The organism is Bradyrhizobium sp. LCT2 (assembly GCF_009931255.1).
Taxonomy (GTDB): Bacteria; Pseudomonadota; Alphaproteobacteria; order Rhizobiales; family Xanthobacteraceae; genus Bradyrhizobium; species Bradyrhizobium diazoefficiens.
The window spans coordinates 320,934-347,081 of the sequence record NZ_CP034432.1 but is presented as its reverse complement, the minus strand read 5'-3'; the positions used below and the strand labels follow the sequence as shown (position 1 = coordinate 347,081).

General features: G+C 61.0%; 24 protein-coding genes and 1 tRNA gene. 18 read left to right on the top strand and 7 right to left on the bottom strand.

Features of this window, described 5'->3' with window-relative positions:
* Nucleotides 1–13 precede the first annotated feature (13 nt).
* The 3 genes from EI171_RS02435 to EI171_RS02425 are packed head-to-tail and all read left to right on the top strand — an operon-like array spanning nucleotide 14 to nucleotide 3,571.
* Nucleotides 14–1,021: an ABC transporter permease gene (locus tag EI171_RS02435; RefSeq protein ID WP_161532489.1), complete on the top strand. Its 1,008-nt coding sequence runs from the start codon at nucleotides 14–16 to the stop codon at nucleotides 1,019–1,021.
* Nucleotides 1,018–2,559: a sugar ABC transporter ATP-binding protein gene (locus tag EI171_RS02430; protein WP_161532488.1), complete on the top strand. Its 1,542-nt coding sequence runs from the start codon at nucleotides 1,018–1,020 to the stop codon at nucleotides 2,557–2,559. Before EI171_RS02435 ends, EI171_RS02430 begins: the two co-directional genes overlap by 4 nt.
* A gap of 40 nt (nucleotides 2,560–2,599) precedes the next feature.
* Nucleotides 2,600–3,571: an ABC transporter permease gene (locus EI171_RS02425; protein ID WP_161532487.1), complete on the top strand. Its 972-nt coding sequence runs from the start codon at nucleotides 2,600–2,602 to the stop codon at nucleotides 3,569–3,571.
* A gap of 229 nt (nucleotides 3,572–3,800) precedes the next feature.
* Here EI171_RS02425 and EI171_RS02420 read toward each other — a convergent pair whose 3' ends face one another.
* Both EI171_RS02420 and EI171_RS02415 read right to left on the bottom strand, forming a co-directional pair.
* Complete coding sequence (locus tag EI171_RS02420; RefSeq protein ID WP_161532486.1) at nucleotides 3,801–4,523, bottom strand: LrgB family protein; 723 nt, start codon at nucleotides 4,521–4,523, stop codon at nucleotides 3,801–3,803.
* Nucleotides 4,520–4,903: a CidA/LrgA family protein gene (locus EI171_RS02415; protein ID WP_161532485.1), complete on the bottom strand. Its 384-nt coding sequence runs from the start codon at nucleotides 4,901–4,903 to the stop codon at nucleotides 4,520–4,522. Before EI171_RS02415 ends, EI171_RS02420 begins: the two co-directional genes overlap by 4 nt.
* A gap of 882 nt (nucleotides 4,904–5,785) precedes the next feature.
* Between EI171_RS02415 and EI171_RS02410 the strand changes: the two genes are divergently transcribed.
* From EI171_RS02410 to glcF, 3 genes are read left to right on the top strand one after another with little or no spacing between them, the layout of a single operon-like run.
* On the top strand, nucleotides 5,786–7,267 hold the full coding sequence (locus tag EI171_RS02410) for an FAD-linked oxidase C-terminal domain-containing protein (RefSeq protein ID WP_161532484.1): 1,482 nt from the start codon (nucleotides 5,786–5,788) through the stop codon (nucleotides 7,265–7,267).
* A 14-nt stretch (nucleotides 7,268–7,281) separates the two neighbouring features.
* The gene (locus EI171_RS02405) at nucleotides 7,282–8,502 is read left to right on the top strand and encodes an FAD-binding protein (protein WP_161532483.1); all 1,221 of its coding nucleotides are present in this window, start codon (nucleotides 7,282–7,284) and stop codon (nucleotides 8,500–8,502) included.
* A gap of 5 nt (nucleotides 8,503–8,507) precedes the next feature.
* Nucleotides 8,508–9,791, top strand: a complete 1,284-nt coding sequence (gene glcF, locus EI171_RS02400) for a glycolate oxidase subunit GlcF (protein WP_161532482.1) — start codon at nucleotides 8,508–8,510, stop codon at nucleotides 9,789–9,791.
* A 277-nt stretch (nucleotides 9,792–10,068) separates the two neighbouring features.
* On the opposite strand, the gene ftrA is transcribed toward glcF, so the two are convergent.
* Nucleotides 10,069–11,115, bottom strand: coding sequence for a transcriptional regulator FtrA (ftrA, locus tag EI171_RS02395; protein WP_161536901.1), 1,047 nt, complete (start codon nucleotides 11,113–11,115; stop codon nucleotides 10,069–10,071).
* A 2-nt stretch (nucleotides 11,116–11,117) separates the two neighbouring features.
* Between ftrA and EI171_RS02390 the strand changes: the two genes are divergently transcribed.
* From EI171_RS02390 to EI171_RS02340, 11 genes are all read left to right on the top strand, one after another.
* A complete protein-coding gene (locus EI171_RS02390) occupies nucleotides 11,118–11,930 on the top strand; it encodes a carbon-nitrogen hydrolase family protein (RefSeq protein ID WP_161532481.1) in 813 nt (270 codons plus the stop codon).
* Nucleotides 11,917–12,582, top strand: a complete 666-nt coding sequence (locus EI171_RS02385) for an MSMEG_1061 family FMN-dependent PPOX-type flavoprotein (RefSeq protein ID WP_246740432.1) — start codon at nucleotides 11,917–11,919, stop codon at nucleotides 12,580–12,582. The genes EI171_RS02390 and EI171_RS02385 overlap by 14 nt, the downstream gene beginning before the upstream one ends.
* A gap of 17 nt (nucleotides 12,583–12,599) precedes the next feature.
* Entirely contained in the window at nucleotides 12,600–13,361 is a 762-nt protein-coding gene (locus tag EI171_RS02380) for an MBL fold metallo-hydrolase (protein WP_161532480.1), read from the top strand.
* A 584-nt stretch (nucleotides 13,362–13,945) separates the two neighbouring features.
* Complete coding sequence (gene sfnG, locus EI171_RS02375; RefSeq protein WP_161532479.1) at nucleotides 13,946–15,046, top strand: dimethylsulfone monooxygenase SfnG; 1,101 nt, start codon at nucleotides 13,946–13,948, stop codon at nucleotides 15,044–15,046.
* A gap of 91 nt (nucleotides 15,047–15,137) precedes the next feature.
* A complete protein-coding gene (locus EI171_RS02370) occupies nucleotides 15,138–15,986 on the top strand; it encodes an ABC transporter ATP-binding protein (RefSeq protein ID WP_246740606.1) in 849 nt (282 codons plus the stop codon).
* Nucleotides 15,986–16,876 (top strand): branched-chain amino acid ABC transporter permease, encoded by an 891-nt coding sequence (locus EI171_RS02365; protein ID WP_161532477.1) that lies wholly within the window; start codon nucleotides 15,986–15,988, stop codon nucleotides 16,874–16,876. Before EI171_RS02370 ends, EI171_RS02365 begins: the two co-directional genes overlap by 1 nt.
* A gap of 3 nt (nucleotides 16,877–16,879) precedes the next feature.
* On the top strand, nucleotides 16,880–17,935 hold the full coding sequence (locus EI171_RS02360) for a branched-chain amino acid ABC transporter permease (RefSeq protein WP_161532476.1): 1,056 nt from the start codon (nucleotides 16,880–16,882) through the stop codon (nucleotides 17,933–17,935).
* 34 nt (nucleotides 17,936–17,969) lie between these two features.
* Complete coding sequence (locus EI171_RS02355; protein WP_161532475.1) at nucleotides 17,970–19,301, top strand: ABC transporter substrate-binding protein; 1,332 nt, start codon at nucleotides 17,970–17,972, stop codon at nucleotides 19,299–19,301.
* 61 nt (nucleotides 19,302–19,362) lie between these two features.
* Entirely contained in the window at nucleotides 19,363–20,148 is a 786-nt protein-coding gene (locus tag EI171_RS02350) for an ABC transporter ATP-binding protein (RefSeq protein WP_161532474.1), read from the top strand.
* A 25-nt stretch (nucleotides 20,149–20,173) separates the two neighbouring features.
* Nucleotides 20,174–21,370, top strand: coding sequence for an acyl-CoA dehydrogenase family protein (locus tag EI171_RS02345; RefSeq protein ID WP_161532473.1), 1,197 nt, complete (start codon nucleotides 20,174–20,176; stop codon nucleotides 21,368–21,370).
* 161 nt (nucleotides 21,371–21,531) lie between these two features.
* On the top strand, nucleotides 21,532–21,888 hold the full coding sequence (locus EI171_RS02340; protein WP_161532472.1) for a hypothetical protein: 357 nt from the start codon (nucleotides 21,532–21,534) through the stop codon (nucleotides 21,886–21,888).
* A gap of 78 nt (nucleotides 21,889–21,966) precedes the next feature.
* Here EI171_RS02340 and EI171_RS02335 read toward each other — a convergent pair.
* Nucleotides 21,967–22,043, bottom strand: a tRNA-Arg gene (locus tag EI171_RS02335).
* A gap of 547 nt (nucleotides 22,044–22,590) precedes the next feature.
* Between EI171_RS02335 and EI171_RS46370 the strand changes: the two genes are divergently transcribed.
* Complete coding sequence (locus EI171_RS46370) at nucleotides 22,591–22,725, top strand: hypothetical protein (RefSeq protein WP_256380411.1); 135 nt, start codon at nucleotides 22,591–22,593, stop codon at nucleotides 22,723–22,725.
* A gap of 8 nt (nucleotides 22,726–22,733) precedes the next feature.
* Here EI171_RS46370 and EI171_RS02330 read toward each other — a convergent pair whose 3' ends face one another.
* The 3 genes from EI171_RS02330 to EI171_RS02320 are packed head-to-tail and all read right to left on the bottom strand — an operon-like array spanning nucleotide 22,734 to nucleotide 26,105.
* Nucleotides 22,734–23,192: a Mov34/MPN/PAD-1 family protein gene (locus tag EI171_RS02330; protein ID WP_161532471.1), complete on the bottom strand. Its 459-nt coding sequence runs from the start codon at nucleotides 23,190–23,192 to the stop codon at nucleotides 22,734–22,736.
* Entirely contained in the window at nucleotides 23,167–24,891 is a 1,725-nt protein-coding gene (locus EI171_RS02325; protein ID WP_161532470.1) for a ThiF family adenylyltransferase, read from the bottom strand. The genes EI171_RS02330 and EI171_RS02325 overlap by 26 nt, the downstream gene beginning before the upstream one ends.
* The gene (locus EI171_RS02320; protein WP_202633093.1) at nucleotides 24,888–26,105 is read right to left on the bottom strand and encodes a nucleotidyltransferase; all 1,218 of its coding nucleotides are present in this window, start codon (nucleotides 26,103–26,105) and stop codon (nucleotides 24,888–24,890) included. The genes EI171_RS02325 and EI171_RS02320 overlap by 4 nt, the downstream gene beginning before the upstream one ends.
* Between the last annotated feature and the right edge of the window lie 43 nt (nucleotides 26,106–26,148).

Below are 26,148 nucleotides of genomic sequence, written 5' to 3'. Positions count from 1 at the left end.
GATGCCTCCCTCCTTGAGGGAGGCATCCTTTGAAGAAAATGCTCAATCGGATCGCAAAATGTTGCAGGCATGGCAGGTCGGGCGTGGAGATGGCGAGCTATCGCGGCGCATCATAACCATTTCGGTGTTTGCTGTCGCATGCGCGGCGATCGGCCTCGCAGCCCCTTCGTTTTTGACCGTGGGAAACCTGAGGGCAATTGGGCTATCCAGTTCTGTCCTCCTGGTTGCATCGGTTGGTGCGACCTTCGTGATCTTGATGGGCTGCATTGATCTGTCGATCGGAGCCATCGCGAGCTTCTGCGGCATGCTGGTTGCGCGGATGGCGCCGGACTTCGGTTTATGGTCGATTCCTATCGTTTGTCTGGTCGGCCTGTCCTGTGGTGTGATCAACGGGCTTGTCTACGTCTATCTCAGGATCCCCTCCATCCTGGTGACGCTTGCAACCGCAACGACTCTCTCGGGTGCCGTGCTCTTTATCTCTGATGGCCGATCGCTGACGGTATCTGATGCCGCCGTGATTGACATGGCCCAGGGCGCATGGCTCCATGTGATCCCCAACGCGGTCCTGATTTCCCTCATAATCTACCTCGCTGCAGTCCTCCTCGGCCTACGCACTCGTTTTGGCCGCATGACACTTGCACTCGGAAGCGATGAGCAAACAGCTGCCCTCGTCGGGGTCAAAGTAAATACCATCAAAATACAGGCGTTCGCATTGTCAGGCCTTCTGGGAGGGTTTGCCGGGGCGCTGCTGGCCGCGCGTCTTGGGTCGGCCACGGCGACAATGGGCAGCTTCATGACCCTTGATACCATTACTGCGGTGGTCGTCGGCGGTACTGCCATCACCGGAGGATTCGGCAATGTGCGCCTGACGATCCTTGGGGTGCTTTTCACGACGACTCTTTCGAACGGCTTGAACACGCTCGCGCTCGCGCCTCATCTGCAGGCGATCATCCAGGGTGTCGTCATCCTGCTCGCTGTTCTCCTCAACACGAAGCGCGTGAGCGCGGAGGACGTGAGATGAGGGAGGTAAGAAATCCGATCTTCAGGATGCGGAGCGGATCCAAGAGCTTCAACGGCAACCTGGTCGTCGAGGGAGTTGATCTGGAGATATTTCCGAACGAGATTGTCGGAATCGCCGGTGAAAATGGGGCGGGAAAATCCACAACCCTCAAAATGATTGCCGGCATCCATCCCCCGAGTGGCGGCGAGATGGAGCTGTTCGGCAAACCGTTTAGCCCACTCCGTTACACCCAGGCCGTCGAGGCGGGGATTTCGATGGTGTTCCAGGAGCAGGCGCTTATCCCGAACCTGGCGGTCTACGAGAATATCTTTCTGTCGCTGGAATCCAATTTTACCAACCGGCTGGCTATCGTCGATAGAAGCGCGATGATCGCCTTCAGCGAAAAGCATCTGAAGGACCTTGGTCTCGATCATATCGACCCGCGCCGACGCACGAGCGACTACGCGTTCCACGATCGGCAGATGATCGAGATCGCCAAAGCCTTCGCATTAGCCGAGTACTTCCATATTGATCACCCGATCATCCTGCTTGACGAGCCGACAGCGGCGATCGGTGAGCGCGAAGTCAGGCTTCTCTTCGACTCGATCCGGCGGTTCCGAAATCGAGCGTCCTTCGTCCTCATCACGCACAGGCTTTCCGAATATATAGACCTATGTGATCGCATCTATGTCTTCAAAGATGGTCGAAACGTGGGTGAGTTTGCCGAGGAACGGATTTCCGAGCAGAACCTTCACATGGCGATGGTGGGGCGAATCCGGGATGAGGAATACTTCAAGGAAAAGCGCCAGCTGGACGTTACCGAAGCGCCCATTGTGATCGCGGCCAAAGGCCTTGAGGGTGACAACGTTAAGAACGTCAGCTTCGAGGTTCGCAAGGGGGAGATAGTCGGAATTGGCGGACTTGTGGGGTGCGGCAAGGAGGCGGTGGGAAGGGCCATCGTCGGATTTGATCCGTTTCCGCCAACCGGCACCGTCGAGGTGAACGGAAAAGTCCTGCCTCTTCGGGGGCGTGGCAAGGCTGCGATCGCGCACGGCGTGGGTTTTGTACCCAAGGAGCGAAAGACCGAAGGCATCGTGCCTTACATGTCAGTCGAAGCAAACATTTCCCTAGCTTCGCTGCCGCTGGTGTCCCGGTTGACTGGTATCATATCGGCCTCGCGAGAACGGTCGTTGGCCCAGAAACACGTCGATGGCTTGCGCATCCGATGCAGCGGGCCGACACAGCTCTGCCAATTCCTCTCCGGGGGAAACCAGCAGAAGGTGGTGCTAGCAAAATGGCTGGCGCGAGGCGTTCAGGTTCTCGTGCTCGACAATCCCACCCGTGGCGTTGATGTCGGCGCAAAAGAAGAAATCTATGGCGTCCTGCGGGATCTGACAGGCCGGGGAGCATCCATTCTTCTGATATCGGACGACCTACTCGAGCTCATCGGTCTATCAAACCGGATCCTGGTGATGCGCGACGGCGAAATCCAGTTCGAGCGGGACGCGCCTGCCAATGATAAACCGACGGAGCAGGAACTTGTCCGGCACATGGTCTGAGATGAAGGCGCGTAGATCGAGATTGGGTCTCGAGGCGGGAGTGGAGATTGCAAGACAGTTTTGCAGCCGACACCGCACGATCATCAATCCGGGCGGCCCGGTGCTTCTGCTGTTGACGATGGTCATCGTTTTCACAGCCATCAATCCTCGCTTCCTGAGCTGGATAAACCTTTTCAATCTGATGAGGCAATCGTCGATCCTTCTGATCGTGGCGACGGGAATCACCTTCGTCATCCTGATGGGATCAATCGATCTTTCCGTTGGCGCGATCGTGACGTTTGTCGCGATCTCGTCGGCGGTCCTGATCCGGGATTTCGGGTTCAGCCCTGGTGCGATTGTTTTTGCTGCCGCGACGATTGGGGCTCTTTGTGGTCTTCTCAACGCGATATTGGTGCTGCGTCTGCGAATCCCTTCCTTTGTCGCTACACTCAGCACGATGACCATTATTGGCGGCATTTCCACCTGGATCAGCGGTGGGGTGAATGTGTTTTTTCGCAGTCCGGATCTCACGTGGATTGCATCCGGCGCTATGATCGGACGGATTCCAAATTCCGGAATCCTGGCGCTCCTGATCTTTGCGGTGGCTTCTTTCGTGGGCGCGCGAAGCCACTTCGGACGATCTCTGTTTGCAATCGGAGGTGGAGGGGTAACCGCTCGGCTCTCCGGGATCGATGTCCTTCGTACCAAAGCGATCGCCTTTATCGCATCCGGGATGCTCTGCGGAATTGCGGGTTTGCTGCTTGTCGCGCGAACCTCGACCGGAACCGCACGGATGGGAGATGATCTGCTGCTTCAGGCAATCGCGGCTGTGGTCATGGGTGGAACCGCTCTTTCGGGTGGTTCAGGGGGCGTGTATCGAACGTTGATCGGCGTGTTGGTGATTGCCGTTCTTCAAAATGGCCTGAACATCGCAGGGGTGCATACCTACATACAAATCATGGTAACGGGGCTTATCGTAATCCTGGCTGTGACGATCACGCTCGATCGATCACGGCTTGCCTTCATCAAGTAGAACAGGATCTGTCGCGGCGACGTTGAGCGAGCCGGCTTGGCGGCTCCTTTGCAGAGGCTTGCATTGAGGTGTCATCTCTTGGACAGGCCGTGCAAGGGCGTGTTGAAACTGTGCCCGTGGGCATCTCAAAACGTCAACAGCGCTTTAAGCGCGCCGCGACAGACCGGTTCGTCCCCTGGATTCGGGCCCCTGTTGCAGAGATCCAATAACGGCGAGGGCGTCCCGCGCATCATCTTATCAGTACTGTTACTGCGAGCGGCACCAGAAAGGATGTCACAAGGGCATTCAGGCCCATGCCAAGGCTCGAGAACACACCGGCGACCTCATCAACCTGGAAAGCACGTGCGGTGCCGATGCCGTGCGCTGCGATGCCTGCGGCAAAGCCGCGCGCCCGAAAATCGCTGATGCCTGTCCAGTTCATCAAGGGGGTCACGATGATGGCGCCTATGATACCGGTGAGAATGACTGCAACAGCGGTCAACGACGGATCCGCATGGAGCGCTTCGCTGATTCCCATTGCAACGCCGGCCGTGACGGACTTCGGTGCGAGTGACAGGATAATCTCCCGGGGGAGCCCCGCAGCTTCGGCAAGCAGGACCACCGATGTCACCGCTGTGATTGAGCCGACAACCAGGGCGGCCAGCATCGGAACGATCGCCGCGGTAACAAGCTTGCGATTTTCATAGAGTGGCACGGCGAGCGCGACTGTCGCAGGCCCGAGCAGGAAATGTACGAACTGCGCCCCGGCGAAATAGGTTGTGTAGGAAGTGCCGGTCAGAAGCAGAAACAGGCCGATAATCCACATTGCATGCAGGACCGGGTTCGCAAGCGGATGGCGATGCATTGCCAAGGATAGCGCATCCGTGATTGCATAGACCAGCAACGTGGCAGTCAGCCAGAGCAGCGGCGACTGTGAGAGATAGACCCAGAGCGAGAGGGGATTGTCGTTCATTTTGCCTCCGGCCGGCTGATCAGACGGCTAACAAGCAGGAAGGTCAGCACGGTCACGAGCAAAGTGAAGGTCACCGAGAAGATGAGCACTAGCATGATGCCCAGGCCATGCGTGGCCAAGAGCTCGAGCTTCTGCACGACGCCAACGCCGGCCGGCACGAACAGAAGCGACAGGTGAGGCAGCAGTCCCTTGCTGACATTCTCCACGCCATTATCCCGGAGCGGTCCGCGGGCCATCACCACGAACCGGTCGCGGGCAAGCAGCGTGATCAGCAGGAGTAGGAGACCAAGCACAGGCCCCGGCAACGGTAAGCCCAGACCCCGCACAATGACCTCGCCGATGAGTTGGCAGAGGAGGACAACAGTGAGACTTGCGATCATGAACGACCTTCACGATAAATCGCATCAAGTCGTTGAGGACCTGCGAAGCATTGCGCTCCTCTCTCTGTGAGAGAGATTGCCAAGCAGCAGGCAACGTTGCCTCGTCGACTTTTGGATCTAGGGCGGCCGCAATACGTATTTCAAAAATCAGTAGGTCTCAAGTTTTTCAGTGCATGGTTGGCAAACGCAACTGATGGACCATGTCTTCTCTGGTGAACCTCTAATCTCTCTACCTCCATTGTTTTGACCGTTGGGTCGGCAAACGCACAATTTTGTTTCACATTTTCGGATGCGGGAATCGAATTTTTGTATCCGCTGGCTGGCAAGCCAGATGTCCCGCCCCGATAGGTTGAGCACTTTGTCTGCGTAGGCCGGCGAATTTCCCACGATCTTCCGTCCAGACACTTATCGAAGTCGCTCGGTCTACTTACCCAAGGTTACCCCGATACTGGCGTCGTGCCCCAATGACCCAGGTGAGATCATTTGGAACAATGCGATTGGAAGCAAGACTTCACTCCGTATCTCGAACCGCTTGATGACGTTCCAATGCGCAAAGTCGAGTCGAATCGTTCCGCAATGCGGCTGGAAAGACATCGGCAGTGTCAATGGCGATCACGATCGGGATTCTGTTTTGTTGCTCGGCTCCGCTGGCAGACCGGCTCGTCTGCTTTCTCCCAAGACCTAGGCCGCTGTTGGAGAAATCCGACAGCGGCGTTTTTTGGAAGGCTGCCGGCTGCCTCATTCATTGACGCGCACCCCACGAAGCACGTCGCTGGATAGTGTTGTCGTCAAAGTTGAGCTCGCCCGATGGCTGCTACTCCCCTCAGGTGGTGGGGCAGCAGTTCGTGGGGGGAAACCCAAGGGAGGCGCGGTGTGATTAGAATGCCAAAGCCCGATCAGGCGGTGCTGTCAAGGCGAGCCGACATCGTCGAAGCGCTAAAAGGGATCGTACCGGGAGACGGAGTCATTGACTCCGATATCGAGCGCCGTGGCTTCGAGTGCGACGCGTTGACGGCCTATCGGCAGTTGCCGATGGTCGTGGTGCTGCCACAGACCACCGCGCAGGTCGCCAAGATCCTGCGCTACTGCAAAGACAATAACATCAAGGTGGTTCCCCGCGGTGCCGGCACATCTCTTTCTGGAGGCGCTCTGCCTCTGGCCGACGGAGTCTTGCTCGGACTCGGAAAGTTCAACCGCATTCTGGAGATTGATGTCGCCAATCGATGCGTGGTGGCGCAGCCAGGCGTAACCAATCTTGGCATTACCCAGGCCGTGCAGTGGGAGGGGCTCTATTATGCGCCCGATCCATCAAGCCAAATAGCATGCACGATCGGGGGCAATGTTGCCGAAAATTCTGGCGGTGTCCATTGTCTCAAATACGGGCTGACGACCAACAACGTCCTCGGCGTCGAACTGGTGACAGTGAATGGTGATATCGTCCGATTGGGCGGCAAGCATTTTGATGCCGGTGCCTATGATTTGCTCGGCGTGATCGTCGGTTCTGAGGGGCTGCTCGGAGTGGTGACGGAGGTGACAGTAAGGGTCCTTCCTGCGCCGGCGGGAGCGCGCGCGCTCTTGATTGGATTTCCCTCGGTTGAAAGCGCCGGTGCATGTGTCGCGGCCGTGATCGGCGCCGGCATCATTCCCGGCGGCATGGAGATCATGGACAAGCTCGCCATTGAAGCGGCCGAGGCGTTCGTCCACGCAGGCTACCCAATGAATGCCGAGGCCTTGTTGATCGTTGAACTCGATGGGTGCGCAGTCGAGGTCGACCAGCTCGTCTCGGCTGTGGAAGCGATGGCTACATCGCATGGTGCGACAAGCTGCAGAGCCAGTCAGTCGGAAGAGGAGCGATTGCTGTTTTGGGCGGGACGAAAGGCCGCATTCCCCGCGGTCGGTCGCCTCGCGCCGGACTATTACTGCATGGATGGCACGATCCCGCGCAAGGAGATCGGAAGGGTGCTAACGTGCATAAAGCAGATGGAGGCGAGATATGGGCTGCAGGTCGCCAATGTATTCCATGCCGGCGACGGCAATCTCCATCCGCTCATTCTTTACGACGCAAACAAGCCAGGAGAGCTCGAACGCGCCGAGGCATTCGGCGATGACATTCTTCGGCTCTGCGTGGAAGTTGGTGGCGTATTGACGGGTGAGCACGGTGTCGGGGTCGAGAAACGCGATCTCATGGGTACGATGTTCAATGACAGCGATCTGAGGCAGCAGCTGCTTCTCAAGTGCGCCTTTGATCCGGAGAGCCTGCTTAACCCCGGCAAGGTCTTCCCGCAGCTTTGCCGTTGTGCGGAATTGGGTCGAATGCACGTGCAGGGTGGCAAGCTTCGCTTCCCAAGCCTTCCTCGCTTTTGACGGAAGAGTAGGTCATGACTATCTACCGGCCGTCGGATGAGGGACAGCTCGCGGACATAGTCTCTTGGGCGGCGGCGGAAAACAAGAAATTTGAGGTCGTCGCTGGCGGTAGCAAGCGCGCGCTGGGCCGGTCCACGATGGCCGAGCACACTCTCGACGTTTCGCAAATCTGTGGGATTGTCCATTACGAGCCTGCCGAGCTAATTTTGACCGTTCGTCCCGGGACACCCTTGACGACCATTGAGGCCGAGCTCGAAGCCAAGGGCCAAATGCTCGCTTTCGAGCCGCCCAATTTGTGCGGTTTGCTTCAGTCGAGTGAAGCCCCGACCCTCGGCGGAACTTTGGCCTGTAATCTTGCCGGGCCGCGGCGGGTTCGTGCAGGCGCCGCACGCGATTTCATCCTGGGCTTTTCCGCAGTCAATGGCAGGGGAGAGGTATGGAAGGCAGGCGGCAAGGTCGTAAAGAACGTCACTGGCTTCGACATGTGCAAGCTGCAAGCCGGGGCCTTTGGCACCCTGTCTGTCCTGACAGAAACGACTCTGAAGGTATCCCCAAGACCGGAAGTGGAAAACACCCTTCTCCTCCCGGGGCTTGCTGACGAGATTGCAATCGAAGTGATGGTAGCTGCGCTGAACAGCCGCTTTGAGGTTTCTTCAGTTGCTCACCTGCCGGCTGCCGCGGCGCGGCAATCCGAGACGAGCGCTGTTTCGAATGGTAAGGGCGCGGTTACGGCGGTGCGGCTAGAAGGGCCTCGTCCTTCGGTCGCCTATCGGGCTGAAGCCCTCGAAAAGAAGTTCGGACATGGCACACGTCTTTTCGGTGCGGAGTCGGCATACCTTTGGAACGAGATCGGCGAGGTACGGCCGCTTCTGCCGCGTGGCCCCCGGGTCGTGTGGCGTCTCTGCCCGACGCCAAGCTCGGCGGCGCTGGTTGTGGCCAACGTGCGCGCCAAATTAAGTTCTGTGGACGCGCTATACGATTGGGGTGGCGGGCAAGTGTGGCTCAGCATTGATGCAGACGAAGCCGGCCTGGACGCTGGCGCGGCGGTTGTACGCGGAGCCATGAGGCGGTCGGGAGGAAATTCGACCCTTGTCGTCGCGCCCGCGCAAACGCGGGAAAGAGTTGCGGTGTTCGATCCGCTGGAGGGGCCGATTGCAGACCTCACATTGCGGATCAAGCGTGGCTTCGATCCTCAGGGCGTCCTCAATGGCGGCCGCATGCACGAGGGACATTAGTTGCCATGCAGACAAACTTCACCGAAGAGCAGCTTGCTGATTCCGAGACGCGCATCGCTGAAAAGATCCTCCGCGCGTGTGTGCACTGCGGGTTCTGCACGTCTACCTGTCCCACCTATGCCCTGCTCGGCGACGAACTCGATAGTCCGCGCGGACGTATCTATTTGATAAAGGATATGCTCGAAAACAGCCGGCCGGCGACGAAAGAGGTCGTCAAGCACATCGATCGTTGCCTGTCCTGCCTGTCCTGTATGTCGACCTGTCCGTCCGGTGTCAATTATATGCATCTGGTCGATCATGCCCGGCATCACATCGAAAAAACCTGCCGCCGGCCATGGTTTGACCGGATGCTGCGGCATTTGCTCGGCTTGGTACTTCCGAGGCCTCGCCTGTTCCGAGCGGCGCTGACCTTCTCGTTTCTCATCAAGCCGTTCGCTTGGCTGATGCCGGTTCGGTTGCGCGCATCGCTTGATCTTATCCCTCAGCGGATCCCCCGTGCCTCTAAGCTGGTGCGGCCTCAAGTCATATCTAGCGCGCTCGCACCCAGGCGCCGCGTTGCCCTACTCACCGGTTGTGCCCAGCAAGTCTTAGCGCCGCAAGTGAACGAAGCGACGGTCCGTCTCCTGGCCAGGCACGGATGTGAGGTTGTAATCACAAGGGACGGCGGCTGCTGTGGGGCGCTGAACCATCATCTGGGTCAGAATGGACGCGCCTTGGCGCGCGCCAATATCGAGGCGTGGAGCAGAGAGATAGAGGGCTCCGGGCTCGACGCTGTCATCATCAATGCGTCAGGGTGTGGAACGACTGTGAAGGACTACGGCTTCATGTTCCGCGATGATCCGGAGCTCGCGAAAAAAGCTCAGGTGATATCTTCGTTGACCCGCGACATTACGGAATTCATGAGCGAAATCGGCCTTCAGCCGCAGCTCACTCCGACCGGACAGCGCGTCGCATATCACAGCGCGTGTTCGTTGCAGCATGGGCAACAGGTGCGAGTTCAACCCAAACAGCTTCTCAAGGAAGTCGGCTTCATCGTACTCGAGCCGCCGGAAGGTCATCTTTGCTGCGGCTCGGCAGGTACATACAACCTGCTTCAGCCGGACCTCGCTGGCAAATTGCGTGACCGCAAGGTGGCCAACATAGAGGGCACATCGGCACAAATAGTCGCGGCAGGCAACCTTGGCTGCATTACCCAGATCGCGAGTGGAACATCAATACCAGTGGTGCACACGGTTGAGTTGCTCGATTGGGCAACAGGTGGACCCCGCCCAAGGGAATTGTCTGCCTGATGGTGAGTTGTTCTTTTGCATCGACCTCATTCCCAACCTTCTCGTCGCGCCACGGCCGATGAAGATGGCACTATTGCTTCGCCTTGGTGCTATGATGCTGCGGAAGCCCAGGCGCTCCACCTGGATAACCTGCGACGGACTGCGATCTTGCGCTCCGCCTCATGGGCGGCTGTCTTCCCAATGTACGTGGTGCTTGCGCGGAGGATGGAGCAAAAAGATGGGAGTCCTGAAATAGCGACTATTGCGATGCGGAGGCCCCCTGCTGCTTGGTGGCCGATCAGCGATCTTCGCCCACTCCCATGCGCCCGGACACCTGAAAGGCCGTGCGATAACGCATCGGGCTCGTTCGGATTCGCTGTCTGAAATGATGTCTCAGCGCTTCAGCTGAGCCGAAGCCGGTCGCGACCGCGATATCCTCGATTGGGAGCTGTGTCGCCTCAAGGAGTTCGCGAGCCCGCGACACGCGCGCCTGCGCCACCCAATCACCAGGCGACATGCCGGTTGCTTCCTCGAATCGTCGGATGAAAGTGCGGCGGCTCATTCCTGCCCGGGACGCGAGGCGGTCGATCGCAAGGTCTTGATCCAGGTGGTGTTGCGCCCAGGCAAACACAGATGCCAAGGCATCGCCCTCAGCTTTGCGAACCGGTTGCGGAATATACTGCGCCTGCCCGCCTTCGCGATGAGGCGGCACGACCAGCCGCTGTGCAACCCGATTGGCGATCTCCGCGCCGTAGTCCCGCCTGACGATGTGAAGGCACAGATCGAGCCCTGCCGCGCGGCCGGCTGAGCTCATGATGTCGCCGTCGTCGACATAGAGCACGTTTGGATCGACATTTACGGCCGGATATCGGCTTGAGAGCAGCTCAGCTTGCGCCCAATGCGCGGTAGCGCGGCGGCCATCGAGCAATCCGGCGGCAGCAAGGATGAACACGCCGGAGCAAATCGAGGCGATCCGTACGCCTTGCTGATGTGCGCGGCGCAGCGTGTCGAGCAGTGTCGCGGACGGAACGTGTTCGATATGCGACCACCCCGGCACGATGATCGTGTTCGCTCGCGCCAGCGTCTTCAGACCATCGTCGGCAGCAATTCTGATGCCGTTATTGGCAGCAAGCGGCCGTCCTGGATGCTCGGTACAAACGACCAGGCGATACCAGTCGCGGCCCATATCTGTCAGGCCGAACACTTCCACCGCCATCCCTAGCTCGAAAGTGTTGACGCCGTCATAGGCGAGCACGGCGACAGACTGCTCCCGCCGTGGCGGGGGCAGCTTCCGGTGCGTGGCGCGCGTCCGCAGGTTTGGCATAATTTTGACGATATACGGCATCTGTGCCACTGGTCAACTCGGCCTCGTTTGGCGCAGGTTCGACCAAGATGGAGGAAACTGTGCCCTTTCGAGTAGCGACCTGCGAATTCCCTGATCGAATCAATGAGGTGCCAGCGATGTGGCGCCGGCTCGAAAGTGAGTTCGCCAAAGCACCCGTCGATCTGTTCGTTCTTCCTGAACTGGCAGGCGTCGACAGTTTCTGGGAAAACCCAGTCTTCAGCGAGGTCGTTTGGCGTCAGGCCGTCACGACGCATGCCAAGATCTCAGATGAGCTGAAGCGCCTCGCGGCAAAGCGTATCCTTGGGACGCGGGCTGTCGAGCTGGACACACGGCGCTGGAACGAGACCTTTCTCTGGAAGCCGGAGAGCGGTCTGGTCAGAGGCAGGCCTAAGGCGTGGCTGCCGCAGCAGGAGGGGGGCTGGGAAGCAACCTGGTTCGACCGCGGCCCACAGAATGTACTTCCCGTGCATGACGATGAGCTCTGTTTCGCCGAACTGGTGTGTACGGAGATCATGGTGAGTACCGCGGCGCGGCGTCTCGGGCAGGCGGGAGTTCAGTTGATTGCCGCGCCGCGGGCGACTGGCGGCCATGCGCGTTGGGAAGTGGCGACGCGGATGGCGGCGATTGCAGCCGGCGCGTTCGTTGTGACGGCGAACCGCCGCGGCGGAAGCCTTGCCGGCGGTAGTTGGATCGTGGCGCCTGACGGAGACATCCTTGTGCGCACGAGCGAGGACAGTCCCATCATCAGCTTTGACGTCGATCTGGCCGCGGCCGATGCGGCCAAACAGACCTATCCGCGCAATGTCAGGGATTGACTGGATCGAGGAGACCCCGCCGATGCTGGAGGCGCTGACCTATCTCACGTCTGCTGAGGAGTTACGGCCACCCTATCTTCCGCCGTCGGCCCTGATGCGCGCCAAGCAGCTCGACCGGCTGGATCGACATTGCTGCAACTTTATTGCGCATGCGCCGCTTGTCATCATCGGCTCATCGCATCCCGAGCGCGGCCATGATGTCAGCCCCCGCGGCGATGCGCCGGGCTTCGTGCATATCTTCGATCCTCATCATCTGGCGATCCCGGACCGGCCCGGCAACAATCGCCTCGACACGATGGAGAATTTGCTCGCCAATCCAGCGATCGGCCTGCTGTTCGTTGTTCCGGGCATCGAGGAATTGCTGCGGGTCAATGGCACGGCGCATCTCACGCGCTCGCAGGATCTCCTCCAATTGATGTCAGTTGGTGGCAAGGCGCCGAAGCTCGCGATCGTCGTGACCGTCACGGAAACGTTCCTCCACTGCACCAAGGCCCTCAAACGCAGCCGTCTCTGGCAGGATGATTATCGGCTGGACCGCGCCAAACTGCCGTCGCTCGGACAGATGATCTCCGATCAGACCATGCCTGCCGATCTCTCCGTCAAGGACATCGAGGCGCGAATTGAGATCGACGCCCAAAAGAATCTCTATTAACGAACGAGGGAAGACGGATGAAGCTGCAACTCCTCCGAAACGCGACCTTGAAGCTGAATCTCGGCGATCGTACGATACTCATCGATCCGTTTTTCGCGCCGAAGCACAGTCGCCCTTCTATTGCGGGAAGCTCGCCAAATCCGCTGGTGGATCTCCCCGTGAGTATCGACCAAGCCCTCGACGGCGTCGAGCTTGTTATCGTCTCCCATCTGCATTCGGATCACTTCGATCCTTTGGCACAATCCCTTGTGCCAAAGGATATGCCGATTGTCTGCCAACCTGGTGATGACAGCAAGATCCGCTCCTTTGGCTTCGAAAAGGTCACGCCGCTTCACAATCAACTGGATTGGCGCGACGTGAAGCTGACGCGGCGCCAGGGCCGCCATGGCTTTGGTCTGGTGGTCGAGAAGATGGGGCCGGTGATGGGCTTTAGCCTAGAACTGGAAGGCGAGCCGAGCCTCTACTGGACAGGCGATACGGTTCTATACCCGCCGATCGAGGAGACCATTCGAAGCACCGATCCTGACATCATCGTCATTCATCCTTCTGGTGCGTTATGGGAGGGCGAGTCGATTGCCATGGATGCCGAACAGGCCGCAACACTCTGCAAGACGTTCCCGCACCCGATTGTCGTCGCAACTCACCTTGAAGCTCTTGATCACGCCACGGTCACCCGAGATCAACTTCGGCAGTTTTCGCTCTCCCAAGGGATCACTGCCGAGCGATTGTTGATCCCTCGTGACGGCGAATTGCTCTACCTCGATGTTCCGGCCAAATAGGGAGCCTGCTCCAATCATGAGGTGCTGGTCCCAGTTCTTTTGCGTTCATAGAGTCGGTTCCCGCAGAATAAACGTCTCACCCGAGACACTTATTCGCTCTTCTATTGCATCAGCTCACGATCGGGTCGTGAGCCAGCGTCGTCTTTGCGTGCGGGTACCTCGATGCGAGCGAAGTTCCAGCCGCGCAGCAACAAGTATCGCGTTTTGCGTCAACAAAAGAATGCCGCTTTCTCTGACTCGCTGAAAAAGAGTTTGCCTTGGACTCGCTCGCTTGGGCGTTCTCTGAGACTATTGATTGCTCGCCGATGGTGCTTGCGAGGAGAATGCGGATGACTTGCACGGGCCTCCTTGATCGATCTCGAACCTGCGTCGCGCCGCTGACATCGTGTCTCGCGGCGTGTTGTTGACGCGCCGATCGCGCGCCGGCGCCGGTCGCAACTGATCGCGCCAACCTTCTCATCATTCAAATCTCAGCGGCGGCCCGAACAGGCCGCATCGTCCCTCGCTGACCGCGCGCAGCGCGAACGCACCGCGCTGCCTGCGCCACATCCGTCTCCAAGACCCAACCTTTGAGGAGAATTCCGATGACCAAGAACCATGATCCGATCAAATTCGCCTATTGGGTGCCGAACGTGTCCGGCGGCCTCGTGATCAGCAAGATCGAGCAGCGCACCGGATGGGACATCGACTACAATCGCCGCCTGGCGCAGATCGCGGAGCAGGCCGGCTTCGACTACGCCCTGAGCCAGATCCGCTTCACCGCAGGCTACGGCGCCGAATTCCAGCACGAGCCGGTCGCTTTCAGCCATGCGTTGCTTGCGGCGACGACCAAGCTGAAGGTGATCGCGGCGCTGCTGCCGGGACCATGGAATCCGGCGGTCGCAGCCAAGCAGATCGCGACCATCAGCCAGCTCACCGAGGGGCGCGTTGCCGTCAACATCGTCAGCGGCTGGTTCCGCGGCGAGTTTGCCGCGATCGGCGAGCCGTGGCTCGACCATGACGAGCGCTACCGACGCTCGGAAGAATTCATCCGCTCGCTGCGCGGGATCTGGACCCAGGACAGTTTTACTTTCCGCGGCGATTTCTACCGCTTCACGGATTACTCGCTGAAGCCGAAGCCGGCCCAGCCCCTGCCCGAGATCTTCCAGGGCGGCAGCTCGCGCGCGGCGCGCGACATGGCGGCGCGGGTGTCGGATTGGTACTTCACCAACGGTAACTCGGTCGACGAGATCAAGAAGCAGGTTGACGACATCAGGGCCAAGGCGAAGGCCAACAATCATTCCGTGAAGATCGGCGTCAATGCCTTCGCGATCGCGCGGGACAGCGAGGCCGAGGCGCGCAGCGTGCTGAACGAGATCATCGCCAAGGCCGATCCGGAGGCGGTCAACGCCTTCGGCCACGAGGTCAAGAACGCCGGCAAGGCCTCGCCGGAAGGGCAGGGCAATTGGGCCAAATCGAGCTTCGAGGATCTCGTCCAGTACAATGACGGCTTCAAGACCAATCTGATCGGCACGCCGGAGCAGATCGCCGAGCGCATCATCGCGCTCAAGGAGGTGGGCGTCGACCTGGTGCTGCTCGGCTTCCTGCATTTCCAGGAAGAGGTTGAATATTTCGGCCGCCGCGTCATTCCGCTGGTCCGCGCGCTGGAAGCGAACGCGCCGCTGCGCGTTCAGGCGGCCGAGTGACCGGGGGATCGCGGACGTGTCGATGATCGCAGCAAGCGCGGGGGTCTTGCCGCTGGATGGCGCCCTTGTCGAGCCGGTGCTCTCGCCATCCATGGCCGGGCGCGCCGAGGCAACGGGCCGTGTGCTCTCGAAGCGAGAGGATGACGCCGCACGGCCGGTGCTCGCGCTTGCCAACATCTCGCTGACATTCGGCGGCGTCGCGGCGCTGCGTGACATCGACCTCGAGGTCGCGCAGCGCGAGATCCGCGCGGTGATCGGGCCAAACGGGGCCGGCAAAAGCTCGCTGCTCAATGTCGTCAGCGGGCTCTACCGGCCCGACCGCGGCCGGGTGTGGTTCGGCGGGCAGTCCTTTGCCCACGTGCCGACGGCACGATTGGCGCAGCACGGCGTGGCACGGACATTCCAGAATCTCGCGGTGTTCAAGGGCCTCTCGGTGCTCGACAACGTCCTGATGGGACTGGCGCATCGTGTTCGCGCCGGCTTCCTGCGCCAGATCGCCGGCTCGCCCTTGGCGCGGCGGATCGAGGCGGAGAATCGTGCGGCTGCCGACGACGTCATCCGCTTCCTGCACCTTGCCGATGTGCGCGATCGCGCTGCCGGGACGTTACCTTATGGTGTGCAGAAGCGCGTCGAGTTGGCACGTGCGCTGGTGGCAAAGCCATCCCTGCTGCTGCTCGACGAGCCGTTCGCCGGCGTCACGCTCGGCGAGAAGCACGAACTGGCCGCACATGTCCGCAACGCGCGCGACAGCTACGGCGCCACCATCGTCCTGATCGAGCACGACATCGGCGTGGTCATGGGGCTGTCAGATCGCATCGCGGTGCTCGACTACGGCCGCAAGATCGCCGACGGGACGCCGGATCAGGTGCGGTCCGACCAGGCGGTGGTCGATGCCTATCTCGGCGTCGCGCATGCCGACGAAACGGAGCTCGCCGTCTGATGTTCGACTATCAATTCCTGATCGAAGTCCTGGTCGGCGGCCTGCTGTCGGGCGTGATGTATTCGCTGGTCGCGATCGGCTTCGTCGTGATCTACAAGACCTCGGGCGTGCTCAACTTCGCGCAGGGCGCGATGCTGCTGTTCGCGGCGCTGACCTTCGTCAGCCTGGTCGAGCGCGGCATCGCGTTTCCGCTCGCGCTGCTGGCGACATTGGCGATCATGGTCGCACTTGGTGTCGCGGTGGAGCGCGCGGTGCTGCGCCCGCTGGTCAACCAGCCGCCGATCACCCTGTTCATGGCAACGCTCGGACTGTCCTACGTGATCGAGGGCGCGGCGCAGCTGCTGTGGGGCACCCAGGTCCACGGCCTCGACATCGGCGTCAGCGACGTGCCACTCGATATTGCCGGCGTCTTCATCAGCCGCTTCGACCTGTTCGCAGCCGCAGTTGCGGGCAGCCTGGTGACGCTGTTTGCGCTGTTCTTCCGCTTCACCCGCACGGGACTGTCGTTCCGCGCCGTCGCCGACGATCCCTTCGCGGCGCTTGCGGTCGGCCTGCGCCTGCCGCGGGTCTGGGCCATCGTGTGGACGGTCGCCGGGATCGTTGCGCTGGTCGCCGGTTTGCTGTGGGGCGCGCGGCTCGGCGTGCAGTTCTCGCTGTCGCTGGTGGTGCTGAAGGCGCTGCCGGTGCTCGTGCTCGGCGGCTTCGATTCGATCGCGGGTGCGATTGCCGGCGGCCTCCTGATCGGTGCGATAGAGAAGCTCGCCGAGGTCTATGTCGGCCCGCTGTTCGGCGGCGGCATCGAGGCCTGGGCCGCCTATGTTGTGGCGCTCGCATTCCTGCTGCTGCGGCCCTCCGGGCTGTTCGGGCAGAAGCTGGTCGAGAGGGTCTAGGACATGGACGCCATCGTCACAACGCCGCGCCGAACGTCGCAGCAGACTTGGCCTGTCATCGACCGCATCCTGATCGGCACAGCCGCCGTGATCGCCTTCGGCGTGATCCCGCTCGCCGGCTCGGACTACCTGATGGACGCGGTGCTGACACCGTTCCTCGCGCTGGCGCTCGCCGCGGTCGGGCTCAACGTCCTCACCGGCTATGCCGGGCAGGTGTCGCTCGGCTCGGCCGCGTTCCTCGCGGTCGGCGCCTATGCCGCCTATAATCTCCATCTCCGGATTCCCGCACTGCCGCTGCTCGTCGACCTGGTGCTGGCCGGCGTGGTTGCGGCCGCGATCGGCATCGTATTCGGGCTGCCGAGCCTGCGGCTGCGCGGATTCTACCTCGCGGTTTCCACGCTGGCCGCGCAGTTCTTCGTGCAATGGGCGCTGACCAAGTTCGGCTGGTTCTCCAACGACAATCCGTCCGGCGTGATCGACGCGCCGACGCTGACCATCGCCGGCTATTCCTTCACCAGCGCCGCGGGCCGCTATCTGTTCTCGCTCGCCGTCGTGACGGTGGCGACAATCCTGACATTGCGGCTGCTGCAATCCCAGACCGGCCGCAATTTCATCGCCATCCGGGACCACGAGATCGCCGCGAAGGTCATCGGTGTGCCGCTGCTGCGGACCAAGCTCTTGGCGTTCGGCGTCTCCTCGTTCCTGATCGGCGTTGCCGGCGTGCTGTGGGCCTTCGCCTATCTGCGCACGGTCGAGCCGGCCGGGTTCAATCTCGATCGCTCGTTCCAGATCCTCTTCATCATCATCATCGGCGGATTGGCTTCGCTGCGCGGCGCCTTCCTCGGTGCGGCCTTCGTCGTGGTGTTCCCGCTGGTGCTGTCGCGGCTGGGCGCGGCGCTGCTCGGCGGCGTGTTCGACTCGGGCGTGCTGGAGATGAGCCAGCGCATCGTGATCGGCGCGCTGATCATCGCGTTCCTGATCGCCGAGCCACGCGGATTGATTGCGCTGTGGGACCGTTTTCGCGCGGCGGTCCGCCGGCGCGGAGCGGCCGCGGCATGAATTTTCCTGCAACTGACACATCAAGGAGTAGACGATGACGAGGTTACGATACTTGAAGTTTGCGCTGGGCGTGGTCGGCGCCCTTGCTTTGGCCGGCGCGCCGGCCGTACACGCTGCCGAGCAGTTCTTCCCGCTGCAAAGCTATCGCGTCGGTCCCTATGCCGCCGGCGGCACCGGCTTCTTCGGCGGCTTCATCGACTATCTGAACCTGATCAACATACGCGACGGCGGCGTCAACGGCGTCAAGCTGACCTGGGACGAGGGCGAGACCCAGTACGAGGTCGAGCGCGGCGTCGAGGTCTATGAGCGGTTGAAGAACCGGCCCGGCGTCGCCGCCTGGAATCCGCTGTCGGTCGGCATCGCCTACGCCATGATCGACCGTATCACCAAGGACAAGGTGCCGCTGATCACCATCAACCACGGCCGCACCGATTCGACCGATGGCCGCGTGTTCCCCTACGTCTTCCCGCTGCTGCTCAATCCCTACAGCGAGACGTCAGGCATCGTAAACTACATCGCGAGCCGTGAAGGCGGCGTCGACAAGCTGAAGGACAAGAAGATCGTCGTGCTCTATCACGGCTCGCCCTACGGCAAGGAGACGATCCCGATCTACAAGCTGCTGGCCGACAAGTACCATTTCAGCGTCGAGCAGATCGAGGTGCCGCATCCCGGCAACGAGCAGCAGTCGCAGTGGCTCTCGATCCGCCGCGCCAAGCCCGACTATGTGGTGCTGCGCGGCTGGGGCGTGATGAATCCGGTGGCGCTGAAGACCGCGCAGAAGGTTGGTTTCCCGGCCGACCACATCATCGGCAACGTCTGGTCCAACTCCGAGGAAGATGTGATCCCGGCAGGCGATGCGGCCAAGGGCTATATCGCGATCACCACGCAAGCCTCCGGCGCCGAATATCCGGTGCTGCAAGAAGTGATCAAGACGGTCTACGGCGCCGACAAGGGCAATCTCGACGACAAGAAGCGGATCGGCAGCGTCTACCACAACCTCGGCATCGTGAACGGCATCCTCAATGTCGAGGCGATCAGGATCGCGCAGGCCAAGTTCGGCAAACGCACGCTGACCGGCGACGAGGTGCGCTGGGGCTTTGAGCACCTGCAACTCGACCCGGCGCGGGTCGAGGCGCTGGGCGCCAAGGGGCTGTTCCACTCGATCAATGTCACCTGGGACAATCACGAGGGTGACGGCCGCGTCACCTTCCAGCAATGGGACGGCGCCAAGTGGAAGGTGGTCTCGGACTGGATCGCGCCGGACTGGGCGTCGCTGCGGCCGATCATCGAAAAGTCGGCGGCGGCTTACGCCACTGAGCGCGGCATCAAGCCGCGCACCTCCGGCGACGATCCGGTCAGCCAGTAACCGATCGCGCGGCTGCGGGAGCTGCAAAGCTCCCGCAGCCGGCGACATCACGGACCGAACCATGAACGAATTCCTGCTCTCAGTCGAAGGCCTGGTCGCGACCTATAATCGCGCGATCCGCGCCGTCAGCGACGTGTCGCTGAAGGTGCGGCCGGGCGAGATCGTGGCCGTGCTCGGCGCCAACGGTGCCGGCAAATCCACCACCTTGCAGGCGGTGTCGGCGCTGCTGCCCGCCCGCCGCGGCCAGATCACCGCTGGACACATCGTGTTTGACGGCCGCGATCTTACCGGCATCTCGGCCGCCGCGCTGGTGCGGGCCGGCATCGTGCCGGTGCTCGAGGGCCGGCACTGCTTTGCGTCGCTGACGGTCGAGGAGAATCTCATCACCGGCGCGATTGGCCGCGATGCGACACGCGCCGAGACGGCGGATGATCTCGACCGCGTCTACACGCTGTTTCCGCGGCTGAAGGAGCGCCGCCGCTTGCTCGCCGGGCTGACTTCGGGGGGCGAGCAGCAGATGACGGCGATCGGTCGCGCCCTGATGTCGCGGCCGCGGCTGCTGGTGCTCGATGAGCCCTCCATGGGGCTGGCGCCGCTCGTCGTCGAGGGGATTTTTCGCGCGCTCAAAAAGCTCAATGCCGAGCAGGGGCTGTCGATTCTGGTCGCGGAGCAGAATTCGATGGTGGCGTTGCGCTTCGCCGACCATGCCGTCGTGCTCGAGAACGGCCGCAGCGTGCTCACTGGTGCGGCCGCCGAGCTGCGGCGGCGCGGCGACATCAAGACGCTTTATCTCGGCGGATCGTCGCAAGCCGATCCGAACCGGCAGCCGACCCAGGCTGTCGCTTGACATCAACCCGGACAGGAGAACGACCATGGCTCACGACAATCTCGCCCGCAAGATCGACGACGACGTCTACGCAAGGCTCGACGCTGCGATCGACGCCACCGTGAAGGTGAACGCCGACCGCAACGACAAGGAGGGCCGCTTCCCCCGCGAAAATCTCCGAGCGCTGTCGGAGGCCGGCTGGACCGGCGTGCTGAATGAAATGCAGCACGGCGGCCTCGGCCTCTGCCATGTCGATTTCGCCGAAGCCGCCTATCGCATCGGGCAGGCCGATGCCTCGACCGGGCTCGTCTATGTGATGCATGTCGGCGCCGCCCAGACCATCAATTTGTTCGGCAGCACCGACCAGAAGGAACGCTGGCTGAAGGCGAACGATGGCGGCTTGCTCGGCACCTATTCGACCAGCGAACGCGCCACCGGCGGGCACTGGTGGTACAATCTGTCCGAAGCCTCGCGCGACGGCGAGGACTATCTCGTGAATGCCGAAAAATCGTTCACGACGAGCTCGGGACAGGCGGACTATTACGTGGTGCAGACGCGTACGCCCGGCGCCAAGGACCAGGCCGACATCGTGTTCTTCATCGTCGACGGTAAGGCCACAGGAATCGAATCGCGGCCATGGGATGCGCTCGGCGTGCGGGCCAATCATTCGGGTCCGATCCGCTACAGCAATGTGAAAGTGCCACAGCGCGACCGGCTCGGCATTGAGGGGCAGGGCAAGGAGATCATCTATGACGGCGTGTCACCGGTCTATCTGATCGGGCTCGGCGCAGTCTGGGAAGGTGTGGCGCGCGGCGCCCTGAACGCGGCGGTGGCGCACACCACGAGCTTCGTGCACAAGGACAGGAACAAGAGCCTGTCGGACTACCAGGCGATCCGGCAGGAGCTCGGCGCCGCCAAGGTGCTGGTCGAGACCTTGCGTCCCTGGCGCAATGAGCTCGCCGCCCGGCTCGATGCGTTGTGGCGCGCCGGCAAGCCGCAGAGCGAGATCCTGATCCCGCTGACCGAGTTCAAGGTGCACGCCGCCGAGGTCGCCAACAAGGTCGCGGCCACCGCACTGACGGTGACCGGCGGCTATGGCTACCATCGCGGCCCGATCGAACGCTCGTTCCGCGACGCGCGCGCCGCCATAGCGATGGGCCCGTCGAATGTGATCGCGCGGGACTGGATCGGCAAGGCGCTGGTCGGCCTGCCGCTCGAACTATTCTACGAGGGGGGAGAGTAGGTGCATTACTTGGGCGGTTTGGCAATAGGCGTCGCAGCCAATCGAAATTTGGTTGAATGCGAACCGCCTACCCGAACCGGCCTTGACTTGGCGGAGTAAGCAAAAGCGCTGCATTCGGAACGACTGCCTAGCCACGCCGCTCATGGATCGGTATGCCGTCGATGCACTGCATCGACCTGCAGCGCAAAAATCCCTATATCCTGCCGCCAATCACCTATCCAGATGGCCATACATGGCTAAAGCTCGGCGGTGATCCGCTCGATATCACCCTCAAAGGGGATGCGGATATCAAGCGCTGGTTCCAATCGGGCGGATCGATGGATGTTGCGGACCAGCTTCAAGAGACGATCCTCGACGTTATTCGTGACCTCAAATTCGAAGAACGCCGTGTCGTGCCTTGCATGACGACTTTTGGCGAAACAGGCTTGCCCAGCATCGGACCCTGTCTGAACGTGTTGTGGCCGCAGCAGGCTGCTACGGCAAGAGTGCGAACTGTTCGGACGAATTGGGACGGTTAGGTGCCACGGCGCTGCTCGGCGATGTCAGAGCAGAACTCGCACCCTAACCGACAAACCAGCCCGTCTAGTCGTAATACGTGGCGCACCCGACACGATTCGAACGTGTGGCCTTCGCCTTCGGAGGGCGACGCTCTATCCAGCTGAGCTACGGGTGCTAACTGCTTACGCAGTGCTTACGCGAATTTTTTGCGAGAGTGAAGCGACGAACGTCAGTCTCGCAAGTCCTTGTATTCTAATCCTCTTTCCACTCCCGCTTCTGCAAGAATTGGATTGACACGTGCCTTCGGAGGGCAACGATTGACCTAGGCGGCCAATCGCGGAATGACCCGTTCGACCAAACGCGAGAATCGGTTATTGCGGGCTCCGGCAATCATCGCTTGCGTAGCTCCGATCCCCGGAACAGACATTCCGTTTCGCCGGGATCGGGTGTTGAGTGTCCCCGCAACTAACGATTTTTGCGAAAGGAAGGCATTCAAACCCCAGCTCCGATAAAGACGTCGGGCTCTTCTTCGTCACAAAGCGCAGGGTTACGGCCAGCTCTCTTGTCAGCACAATGGCCAGATTCTCCGCCTCGCACATGAGCGTCGCCTAATGGACCACCGAGCAGAAGATCTCAAGCACCGCTAGCGGAGAAACCGTCTGGGCGTCGGATCGAACTCAATGATGTAAGGAGCGAGGCGGCTCGAGAAGGCGCCGGATGAAATGAAGGGCCTGCTCTCGGGTTTCGTCGAACAGGCGGAAAGGCTCCGCGAAGAGAGGCCGGACGACTTGATGGCGGCAATGAAGACATTGCTGTCAGGCTTCCTTGCAGAGGGAAAGCAGAAGCTGAAGGACTAGAACCGCCCTCAGGAGGTGAGCGCGACATGTCGGGGCGCACCATGTCGAATGAACATGTATGCAGCGGCGTCCAGGCGGAGGAGGTAACGTAGTCTGACAATCACCAAAGCGGAGAAGTCGATGTCCCGCTCTCCATCCACCAGACTTTGCATGGACATTAGATCCTCCTGGCTCGGCCTTACCGGGAAGCTTGGATGGGAATGCCATTCACCGAGGTAGTTGAAGCGTCTGAAATCAGATCCGGTCTTTTGAAAGAAGGTCTCAAGCGCTTCGGCGTGATGGTCAGGGCTGCGGACGAAATGAGCGGCTGTTCCGGTCGTGGCGTCGACTGAGAAATCGACGATACGGAAATGATCTGGTGCGACTTGCTCGCCCATCAGGATGCCACCGATCTCGCGTCTTCCGGCTCGCCTTAAGCAATTGCGAAAACGGGCTCGCTGGTCACTTGGAAGACTGATCGTGACCATTGAACGCCGAGGGTAAGAGTTCACGGAGCAATTCAAGGCTTTCGGCGGCCGAGGCGGAATCCTGTTCTGCCTTCCACGGTCCGGAGCCGGTGAGCTGAATGGGCCAAGTCTCGAATGGGGCGGAGAAGATCCAGGCCCGACGGAGACCGATCGCGTAGGCCGGAACGGGGAATGCGCTTTCGTCAGTGTGCTCAAGAACGTCTGTTGCAAAACGCGCAAGATGTCCCGCGATGATGGCAACTTCAGCATCGTCGGCTACGAGCGGGATGCCGTCTCCCGCTGCTACCGCGTAAGGCGCGGCAAAGCCTGCGAGCGGAGCGGGAATGCCGTGCGATTCGCACCAGCCATTGATCTGGTTGCGAGCTGTTTGGGGCTCAGGTTCGTGACCCGATCGAACGCGTGCCACGAGGCCGCCAATGCCGCCGGCAAACACTTCTCCCCATATGAGAGGCTTCAGACTCTCCCTTGCGACCGCGGCGCAAAAATTGAAGCAGTGCGCGTCCGCGGTTGCGTCGATAATCACGTCGCAGGTACGCAAGGCCGACATGACGGAATCGGTGGAATCTGCGCTTTCCTGTCCTCCCAACGCTACACGCCGCACTGTGATGTCGATCGTTCCTGCAATATCCGTGAGTCGGGCCTTGAGCGCATCGACCTTATGGACACCGACTGCAGGAGCGCCGAGCTCATTTCGGACGATGTTGGCCGCAAACAGAACGTCGTCGTCGACAAGCGTGAACTGGCGCACTCCCGAGCGCACCAGCATTGCGGCGACCTTGGACCCCAAGGAGCCGCATCCGACGATGCCGATACTTTTCCTCGCAAGAACAGCATAGTTATCCGGGAGCCGAGTGCCGGCGCCGACGTTCAGGATCCGCGAGCGCCCGAAATAGCGCTTCTGACTGCCGTCGTAAGCATAGAAATGCGCTATGTCGTTCCCGGATACCAACACCAGGTCCATCTCGCCAGTCGCGGCCAAGACCCGCTCACGGATCGGTGCGAACCCGAGCTCACCGACCAGGGTTGCTATGCTGTCTTGCGTCGCAACCGGCATGGGCGTTCCGGCTGGAAGGCGAATGGCATGGCCTCGCTTGGTCGTCTCGCGAATCCCTGGAGGCCAGGCGCGCACGTCCACAGCGCTATCGATCTCGGCGATCGTGACGGTGAACGTTTCCGCGTGGTACTTTTCCGCTACGCCGATTCCGACCGATTGGCCCGGCTCGATCGCTTTGAGGCGATCTGCGAGCGCCGAAGTGAGCAGGAACCGGAAGTATGAGCCGCGGACGCTTTGACCAATCGAGATAGAGTGCGCCGATGGCAATTCCGGCCCATCGCCATCGCGTTCACCGGCGATCAGCCGATGAGCGCTTTCGATCATCATGGCTCCGGTGATCGTGGTTTCCCAGTTGTCGGCGCGATATTCCAGGCAGAGATTTCCGCCGGCGCCATATTGATGGCTCGACAACCGACTTCCATCGCGCGGGACGACGATGGGTGGCGCGTTGGGGTGAAATTCCGCGTAGGTCATCGTGAGCGGAACGCTCCGGCCGTCGTGGTCGATCTCGAAATCGACGGCAAGTGCGGCGCCGTCCGATAAATACCAGTGCAAATTCTTGAGCCAGCTCACGCGCTCGGCCAGCTCGGCGACGCTCTGGCGCTCGGATCTGGCCCGTCCCGGGTTTTCGAGCCACCAGATCATCCCGCGCTGCCGAACCCCTGCGGCTTCGTTGGAACGCGGCTCTTGTCGGGAAAGGACAGACCTGCACTGGCCGGCGCCACCGATGCGGTTTTCAGCAGCGCAGGGCGAGCCGGTGGCTGGCGGCGGCGGGCTGCGCGGTCGGCCAGCGAGCCGCCGACGCCGCGGCCCACGGTTTCGGTGATGAGTTTCCTATCGTTCGAACGCGCAGCTCGAGCAAATTCCGTCCTGGCCTTCTGCAGCCACTCGAAAAACGCCTTGGCCCGCTCCGGATGCTCTGCCCATTTGTCGGCAAAATTTTCCAAGGGGTCGGTCGGGTTCGGAATCCAATACTGGTTGTTGTGCCAGAGGATATGCTTGTCCATGGCGGTCAGGATCGCGACAAGGGCTTGGCCTATCGTTTCCTCGCCGTTGTAGGAATGTGCCGCGAGGGTGGTGATGATCACCGATATCGGCCGTTCGTCTTTGCGTTGCTCGAAGCTGTGATCGCGGTGACGCTTCAGGATCATGATAGCTGCCTGCAAGGGCGTGCGCACCTTGTAGTCGGGGATCTCCTCGATGCTGGCCCGTGTACTCTCCGCCAGCATGCGCTTACGCCGTTCGAGAACGGCGGCCATCCGGTTTTTGAACCATTCGCAGTAGCCTTTGGGATTCGACCGTGGCCAATCCTCCGTGACGGCAGTGTAGGTCGGGTATTCATTGTCGGTTATGGCGATCGCCGTCGCGGTCCAGCGCGCATCGAGGCCTAGGGTTTCCAGGAGGATGCGGGCGCTTTGACCGTTGGGCACCGAAGGCACCACGTCCATGTGGAACTGGGCGCCGTCGGCATAATCCAGAACCCAGCAACGACGGCCCTCGCGCAGCGGTTTGTTCATGCTTTGCGCTTTGCGATACGCCTCGATCTCCGCGCCGAGCAGGATCTTCAACTGCTGTTGGCTGAGGGATGCCTTGTACAGCTTTTGAAACTCGCAGACTGAGTCGACGTCGTACTCCTCGGCCTCGTTCGCAGGACGGATCGTGGTGCCGAGCCGAAACGACCCCTGCACGTAGACCTTCGGTCCGTATTGCCGAACGCTCGAAGCATCGCGATGAAGCCAATCCCCCAGGGACTTGTAGCTTCGCTCTGCCTGCTCGTAGCGGCTCGGCGGCACGCTCAGCTCTTCGGCAAGGTCTTCCAGGAACTCCTCGCTCTCGCGGGTAAGCGTTTGCTGGTCCACAGGCGGCCTCCAAGTATGCCCAGGAGCCGCGTGTGGATTATCA

Coding starts and splice junctions, on each gene's coding strand:
- EI171_RS02430 (WP_161532488.1), top strand. CDS start 1,018: ATGAGGGAGGTAAGAAATCCGATCTTCAGGATGCGGAGCGGATCCAAG.
- EI171_RS02420 (WP_161532486.1), bottom strand. CDS start 4,523: ATGAACGACAATCCCCTCTCGCTCTGGGTCTATCTCTCACAGTCGCCG.
- EI171_RS02415 (WP_161532485.1), bottom strand. CDS start 4,903: ATGATCGCAAGTCTCACTGTTGTCCTCCTCTGCCAACTCATCGGCGAG.
- EI171_RS02410 (WP_161532484.1), top strand. CDS start 5,786: ATGCCAAAGCCCGATCAGGCGGTGCTGTCAAGGCGAGCCGACATCGTC.
- EI171_RS02405 (WP_161532483.1), top strand. CDS start 7,282: ATGACTATCTACCGGCCGTCGGATGAGGGACAGCTCGCGGACATAGTC.
- glcF (WP_161532482.1), top strand. CDS start 8,508: ATGCAGACAAACTTCACCGAAGAGCAGCTTGCTGATTCCGAGACGCGC.
- ftrA (WP_161536901.1), bottom strand. CDS start 11,115: ATGCCGTATATCGTCAAAATTATGCCAAACCTGCGGACGCGCGCCACG.
- EI171_RS02385 (WP_246740432.1), top strand. CDS start 11,917: ATGTCAGGGATTGACTGGATCGAGGAGACCCCGCCGATGCTGGAGGCG.
- EI171_RS02380 (WP_161532480.1), top strand. CDS start 12,600: ATGAAGCTGCAACTCCTCCGAAACGCGACCTTGAAGCTGAATCTCGGC.
- sfnG (WP_161532479.1), top strand. CDS start 13,946: ATGACCAAGAACCATGATCCGATCAAATTCGCCTATTGGGTGCCGAAC.
- EI171_RS02370 (WP_246740606.1), top strand. CDS start 15,138: ATGGCCGGGCGCGCCGAGGCAACGGGCCGTGTGCTCTCGAAGCGAGAG.
- EI171_RS02365 (WP_161532477.1), top strand. CDS start 15,986: ATGTTCGACTATCAATTCCTGATCGAAGTCCTGGTCGGCGGCCTGCTG.
- EI171_RS02360 (WP_161532476.1), top strand. CDS start 16,880: ATGGACGCCATCGTCACAACGCCGCGCCGAACGTCGCAGCAGACTTGG.
- EI171_RS02355 (WP_161532475.1), top strand. CDS start 17,970: ATGACGAGGTTACGATACTTGAAGTTTGCGCTGGGCGTGGTCGGCGCC.
- EI171_RS02350 (WP_161532474.1), top strand. CDS start 19,363: ATGAACGAATTCCTGCTCTCAGTCGAAGGCCTGGTCGCGACCTATAAT.
- EI171_RS02345 (WP_161532473.1), top strand. CDS start 20,174: ATGGCTCACGACAATCTCGCCCGCAAGATCGACGACGACGTCTACGCA.
- EI171_RS02340 (WP_161532472.1), top strand. CDS start 21,532: ATGCACTGCATCGACCTGCAGCGCAAAAATCCCTATATCCTGCCGCCA.
- EI171_RS46370 (WP_256380411.1), top strand. CDS start 22,591: ATGAAGGGCCTGCTCTCGGGTTTCGTCGAACAGGCGGAAAGGCTCCGC.
- EI171_RS02330 (WP_161532471.1), bottom strand. CDS start 23,192: ATGGTCACGATCAGTCTTCCAAGTGACCAGCGAGCCCGTTTTCGCAAT.
- EI171_RS02325 (WP_161532470.1), bottom strand. CDS start 24,891: ATGATCTGGTGGCTCGAAAACCCGGGACGGGCCAGATCCGAGCGCCAG.